The organism is uncultured Cyclobacterium sp., assembly GCF_963976465.1.
Taxonomy (GTDB): Bacteria; Bacteroidota; Bacteroidia; order Cytophagales; family Cyclobacteriaceae; genus Cyclobacterium.
Window position 1 is genome coordinate 1 of record NZ_CAXBOC010000401.1, and the last position, 5,505, is coordinate 5,505.

5 protein-coding genes are annotated in these 5,505 nt (G+C 36.4%); 3 read left to right on the top strand and 2 right to left on the bottom strand.

All coding sequences use genetic code 11. From position 1 onward, the window contains the following. Positions 1 to 532: 532 nt before the first annotated feature. Positions 533 to 730 carry a hypothetical protein gene (locus AAC037_RS18860; RefSeq protein WP_339904771.1) on the bottom strand — a complete coding sequence of 66 codons (198 nt, stop codon included), beginning with the start codon at positions 728 to 730 and terminating at the stop codon, positions 533 to 535. Between the two features lie 32 nt (positions 731 to 762). Here AAC037_RS18860 and AAC037_RS18865 point away from each other — a divergent pair, with 32 nt between their 5' ends. Both AAC037_RS18865 and AAC037_RS18870 read left to right on the top strand, forming a co-directional pair. Beyond that, entirely contained in the window at positions 763 to 1,020 is a 258-nt protein-coding gene (locus tag AAC037_RS18865; protein WP_339904773.1) for a hypothetical protein, read from the top strand. Between the two features lie 233 nt (positions 1,021 to 1,253). Further along, positions 1,254 to 1,493 carry a hypothetical protein gene (locus AAC037_RS18870; protein ID WP_339904775.1) on the top strand — a complete coding sequence of 80 codons (240 nt, stop codon included), beginning with the start codon at positions 1,254 to 1,256 and terminating at the stop codon, positions 1,491 to 1,493. 88 nt (positions 1,494 to 1,581) lie between these two features. Here AAC037_RS18870 and AAC037_RS18875 read toward each other — a convergent pair whose 3' ends face one another. Then, complete coding sequence (locus tag AAC037_RS18875) at positions 1,582 to 1,809, bottom strand: hypothetical protein (RefSeq protein WP_339904777.1); 228 nt, start codon at positions 1,807 to 1,809, stop codon at positions 1,582 to 1,584. A gap of 395 nt (positions 1,810 to 2,204) precedes the next feature. Here AAC037_RS18875 and AAC037_RS18880 point away from each other — a divergent pair. Next, positions 2,205 to 5,505, top strand: a 3,301-nt coding sequence (locus AAC037_RS18880) for an NACHT domain-containing protein (RefSeq protein ID WP_339904779.1), incomplete at its 3' end; no start/stop codon positions are given.

Consider the following 5,505-nt stretch of genomic DNA (forward strand, 5'->3'; position numbering starts at 1 on the left):
CTTATAAAATTTAAAACTAAATTCCAAGCTTAGACAGAGTTGAGATTACAGTCTCCAGTCATACTTCAGAGCCTTGAATTTTCATTTTCCCGTTCCGGGGAAGAGCTTAGGCCATTGGCAGTGAAATTATATAAAACCTAAAAGACAAGTTTTGAGGATAAACTAGAATGAAAGTTTACTTTTTGGGGCTTCCCCTAAGGGTCGGGCTATCACTTTGTTTCCATTTCAATCTTTTTTCGCCGCACTTCCCTCCCGAAAAAAGGATTTCCATTGCTATCCCTAAGCCAGAATCCATTTAGGAGAATGTAAAAACCCCCTTGCTCTTTTCAGCTTGTTCCTTCCAATACCCATTATTTGATCAGCTAATCTTCCTTAGCCAGATAAGGTTTTGCTATTTATCCCTTATATCATAAACATCTCCAATTAAAGGCATACTATTTTACCTTCTCCATACATCCCATGAGTTATTCTCAGTTTCCATTTCTTCAATACACCGCTATGATTTAACTCTTACCTCATTTCCTTTTATATTTCAGCCTTTCCAATGCCATGTCCAATCCTGTTCTCGGTTGTGAATTATGATAAATGCAAAGATGGGAGCAGCGGTACACCCACCAAGGGCAAGCTTCGCCCGATTAAAAAAATAGGGCTTTCCAGAGGAAGCCTTCCACAATTTTTTTGCTCGGCCCTTGGCTTGGGTGTCCCTGGCAGCCCCCGAACTCTTAGGCATAATCAAATTTAAAACCTTAAACAGTAAAAGTCATGTCACAATTTGAAAAAACTTACATCGGAAAAGGAACACAAGTTAAAGATTTAGACATCATCCGAGTATCTATCTCCAAGGAAACACTTGAGGAAATCCTCAAAGACCAGATGGTCGACTACGATGGTAAAGAATACCTGGTATTTGAAGTCGCCTCACTAAAAGAACCGGATCAATATGGCAAAACCCATACAGCCTATATTAGTAAAAAAGTAGATGCTCCGAAAACTGGAAAGTCCAGAAAGGTCAAATCTTAAAAAAAGAGCCCTACGGGGCTCTTTTTTATTTTTTTAAGATGGAGATTAAGAATTGGGCTGTGAGGAAAGGCTTATTTAAGCTTTTTAGGTCATAATTTAACACGACACACTAAAAACTACTTCCCTGGAGAAATCTTGCTATTGAAAAAGAGGTTAGAAAAATTTTAAAATCTAGCAAGGTGCATCAAGTATTTGTTTAAATTATTAACTTAAATATGTTAATTAAATAGACAATGAAAGATATATCGGTAATTGTATTACAATTGAAAAACAGGCAAACTCAAATAGACCGGAAGATCAATCAATTGATAGATCAAAATTTGGATCCCTTTCCTTTTGAAAGATTGGATAAAGGAAAAAAACTCATCGAACTGATTCAAAAAGCCCTGCAGTCCATAGAATCAGAGAAATTGATTGAAGCTGGGATGCATATAAAGGAGTTGGAATTGGAGGGATTGAAAATTGAGCTTTAATTTTCTGAAAGGATTTTAAGTCCTCGGAAAAATTTCTTGAAATGATAAGCTTTTGAAAAGATCAATTGGTCCAATCAAGGGGAGCTTACTAACCTCTTTGTTCCAGTTTCCGCAGCAATTCCTCAATCTTTCGCTCCTGTGCCCTGATTTTTCTATCAGTAGCCGTTTCTTTTGGTTTAGAGAGAGAATAAATAAACCAACCCCACACAGAAAAAGCTATAATAAGTCCCGGCCATTGGTTGTCGCTGCCTAAGGCCCCAAACATGGCGACCATGCAAATAAAGGAAACTAGAAAAAGTTTGATCAGGATTTTCATAGCCTATTAAAGTTTAAAATTAAACCTTAAGTTACTTATTTTCAGGATGAAATGAAAAGAATTTTTTAAAGATTTCAGTATAATTTACTTAATTTTAGTGGTTTGAATACCATTTACTTTACAGGAAAATAAGAACATGCATTTATAGTTGGAATTAATTGATGTAGATGTAAATAGCAATCAGTAGGGGAGGGTAGGAGGTGATTTTCTAGACAGCCAAAATTGCTTTTTTAAGGAACCTAATAAATTGCGGTAAGAGAATAGTGTTGAAATCATTTTTGCGCTTTTTATCGGGAATTGGTTATTTTTGAGTAAACCTTATTGTCTGTAATCATTGTTCTATTTAAAAAGGGTCTTACCGGTCTATTTAGAGATTTAACCAATAATAAATATATATGATGGAAGAATGGGTATACCTCGTAAATAGATACACCATAGCTGGCGCCCGAAGCAAATTTGAAGATATCTGTACTACTTTATTCAAACATAAATTTAAGGGAGAATGTGTGAAATCAGTACGTGTCCATATCGGTGATGGTGGGGTAGATGTATTTATTGGTGATATCGAAAATAAGCCGATAAAGGTAATCCAGTGCAAGTTTTTTGTTAATGGCATTGAGGAATCCCAAAAGGAACAAATAAGGAAATCCTTTAGAACTGCGATTATTTCAACTGATTTTCAGGTCGGCAATTGGATACTCTGTGTGCCGGGAAAGTTGAGCATCCAAGAGCATAAATGGTGGGCAGGTTGGAAAAACAAGCAAATGAAAAATTTTGGGTTGCCAAATGATAACATCGAACTTATGGATGGGGCCGATCTTATTGATGAATTAAAAACTTTTGGTCTGTATGATGAAGCCTTTGAAATAGAAATTAAAAAAGCAGTGCGGGAGATTCACAGTGCTGTAGTCGGTAAAAAGTTTGACCTAGATCAGGAAGTTTTGTCTGCTTCGAACTACGTTAGAAACCTCAAAAATTACTTTTCGAAGGAGAAGCTAGCCCATATAGAGAGGCTAGCAGTTCAGGAAATTGTATCTTGGGTAAAGAGGGATCTGCCTGGCAGGGCGATTTTTGAAAAGATTCTTGTCGTCAAAGGTAAAAAAGGAGTGGGTAAAACAACAGTTCTGCATGATATCTACTGTCAATTGGCAAATGAGCACGAGTATGTTGTCCTTGCAATCAAGTGTGACCAGTTTTATGATGTTAGTTTGAATGGGCTTTCTAAACAGTTATTCAGCGATTTAGCATCATTCAATGAACTTTTCGACGTATTTCAGGACAAAGGTGAAAAATTTGTAGTTGTTCTTGACCAACTCGACGCACTGTCCCAAATCTTGTCAACGGACAGGAGATGGCTACAGACATATATAAAGCTTATTCAGGAGCTTCTCAAGCTACCAAATGCAAGAATTATAATCTCGACTAGGATTTTCGATCTTGAGTACGATGCCGATCTGAGAAAGTTTAATGATACACAAGTTATTAAGCAGATTGAGATTGGTAAGTTGTCTGAGACGGAAGTAACCGACATTTTAAAGCTACTTAAAATTGAAGCAAAAAGTAAACTGCTGATCGAACTACTTACTATACCTTATAATCTTGAACTTTTCACTAAGATTCCAAATTTGGAGCAACTGTTGCAGAAACAGTCTAGGATTTCATTAACTAAACTCTATTCCGAATTGTGGAGTCAAGTGATGACACCGAGGGAACTTTTTCTCACCGACTGCCTAAATGCAATTGTGAAAAGGATGTACGAACAGCATCCGAATCTGATAGAGCTGACATATCTCGAAGAATTTAAAGCCGAAATAAGTTATCTAGTCTCCCATGAAATTCTGGTACAGAACGGAAATAAACTTTCTTTTTTTCACCAATCATTTTATGAGTATTATCTGGCTCGATGGTTCGTAATCTCCGACAGAAATCTAATTGACTATATTTTTGAGGAAGGCCAGAATCTGTATATCAGGTCTTTGATCAAGACCGTTATTGAGTACCTTAGGGAGGCAAACCATCAAAAATATATAGAACTCTATAAAAAAATAATTGGTCACGATCATATCAGGTATCACATTAAATATTTGTTTGTATTGGAAATTGGACTTGTAGAAATTCCATCCCAGAAGGAGAAAGAGCTGGTTTGCGATATGCTGGCGAATGAACATGGAAAATTGTTTCTTGATTTGTTCAATTCAAGAGGTTGGATCGAGTTTTTTATTTCAAATGATTTGCTCAAGGGAAATCAAAATGATATATACAGAGTTCTTTACCGCAACATAAACCATAATGCAAAGATTGTTTTAGACCATTTAGAAAATGGCAAGTTTGAAGAAAAAAAGAAGTTTATTGCGGATATTATACCGAGGGTCAAAAACTGGGATGCCAAACTTTTACCCTTTTATGATAACTACTTTCCCTACGATAAGAATACAGAACTTTGGTATTTTGAGACCCTAAAAAAAATAGCACCTTTTGATCTGGGATATGTATTTGGAAAGCTCAAGCCAGTAATATTGAAGACAAAAAGCCGTACTAAACGTTTTCGGTTTGACCATCGCTTTGAAGGAATTATTGATAATTTGTATCATCAAAACCCTCAAAGCACCGCTGAATTTTTGTTCTCTGTTCAATTAGAAATTCTGGAAGAAACAAAACACGCCTATTATACTGAATATTCAGGAATTACCTCCCAACTGCTTGGTTCCTATCAGCTCGATAACGGGCTGTTCTATAAAGACAGTGAAGATGAAAAATCGATAGATTTCTACCTGCTTAAATATTATAGCAGGTGCGAAAGAAGTGAGCTTAAAGAGGTTGTCCAAAAATATTCCTCCACGAACTATGTTCCTTTGCTCATTCTTCTAGCAAAATTGATGCGGGATAGGGCTAGTGAATTTATTGAGGAAATCTACCAACTACTATTGATCATCGAATCCAAGAACGGTTTGATGCAGGTAGATGATTTTTTGCAGCTAAACATTCGCAGAATGATTGCTAAAGCCATATCCTTTTTTACTCCAGCACAGTACCATAGGGTTAAAAAACTACTGCTAAATATTACCCATCCCTATGAGATATGGAAATATGAAGAAAATGACAAGAAGAGATTCAGCCTGAACATCGGCCTAAAAAAATACTTGTTTTTAAAAGCACTTCCGGAAAAAGTTCTGGAAAATGACCCTGAGCTGAAGCAATTATATCTTATGTTAGAAAGACGTTTTGGACCAATCGATCATAATAAAGCATTAGATAGGAACAAAAGTAGGTTTGGGGGTGTAAGATCACCATTATCGAATGCAAATTTTAACAAATTCAGCTTTGATGCCTGGCTAAAAAGTATGCGGAAGATTGATGAGGATTTTAAATCTGATGATTTTTTCAAGGGAGGTTTACTTGAGCATTCGAGATCTTTTGGAAGCGTGGTGGAAAGGCGTCCAGAACATTTCTGTGGTTTTATTGCGCAGTTATTTAATGAGGAGGGTATATCTTATAGTTACATCTCTCATGGCTTATCTGCATTGATCAAGGCAAAACATGATCCTGAGAAGGTCGCAGAGCTTGTTAGGAGGGAAATAAAACTATCCTTAAACAGAGAATTTACTTTGTATACCATCTGGCACATCAACTACCTAATCGATACGAAGCAGGTCACTGCGGATATCAAAGATTTTTTGATTGCCATCGCCAGATCGG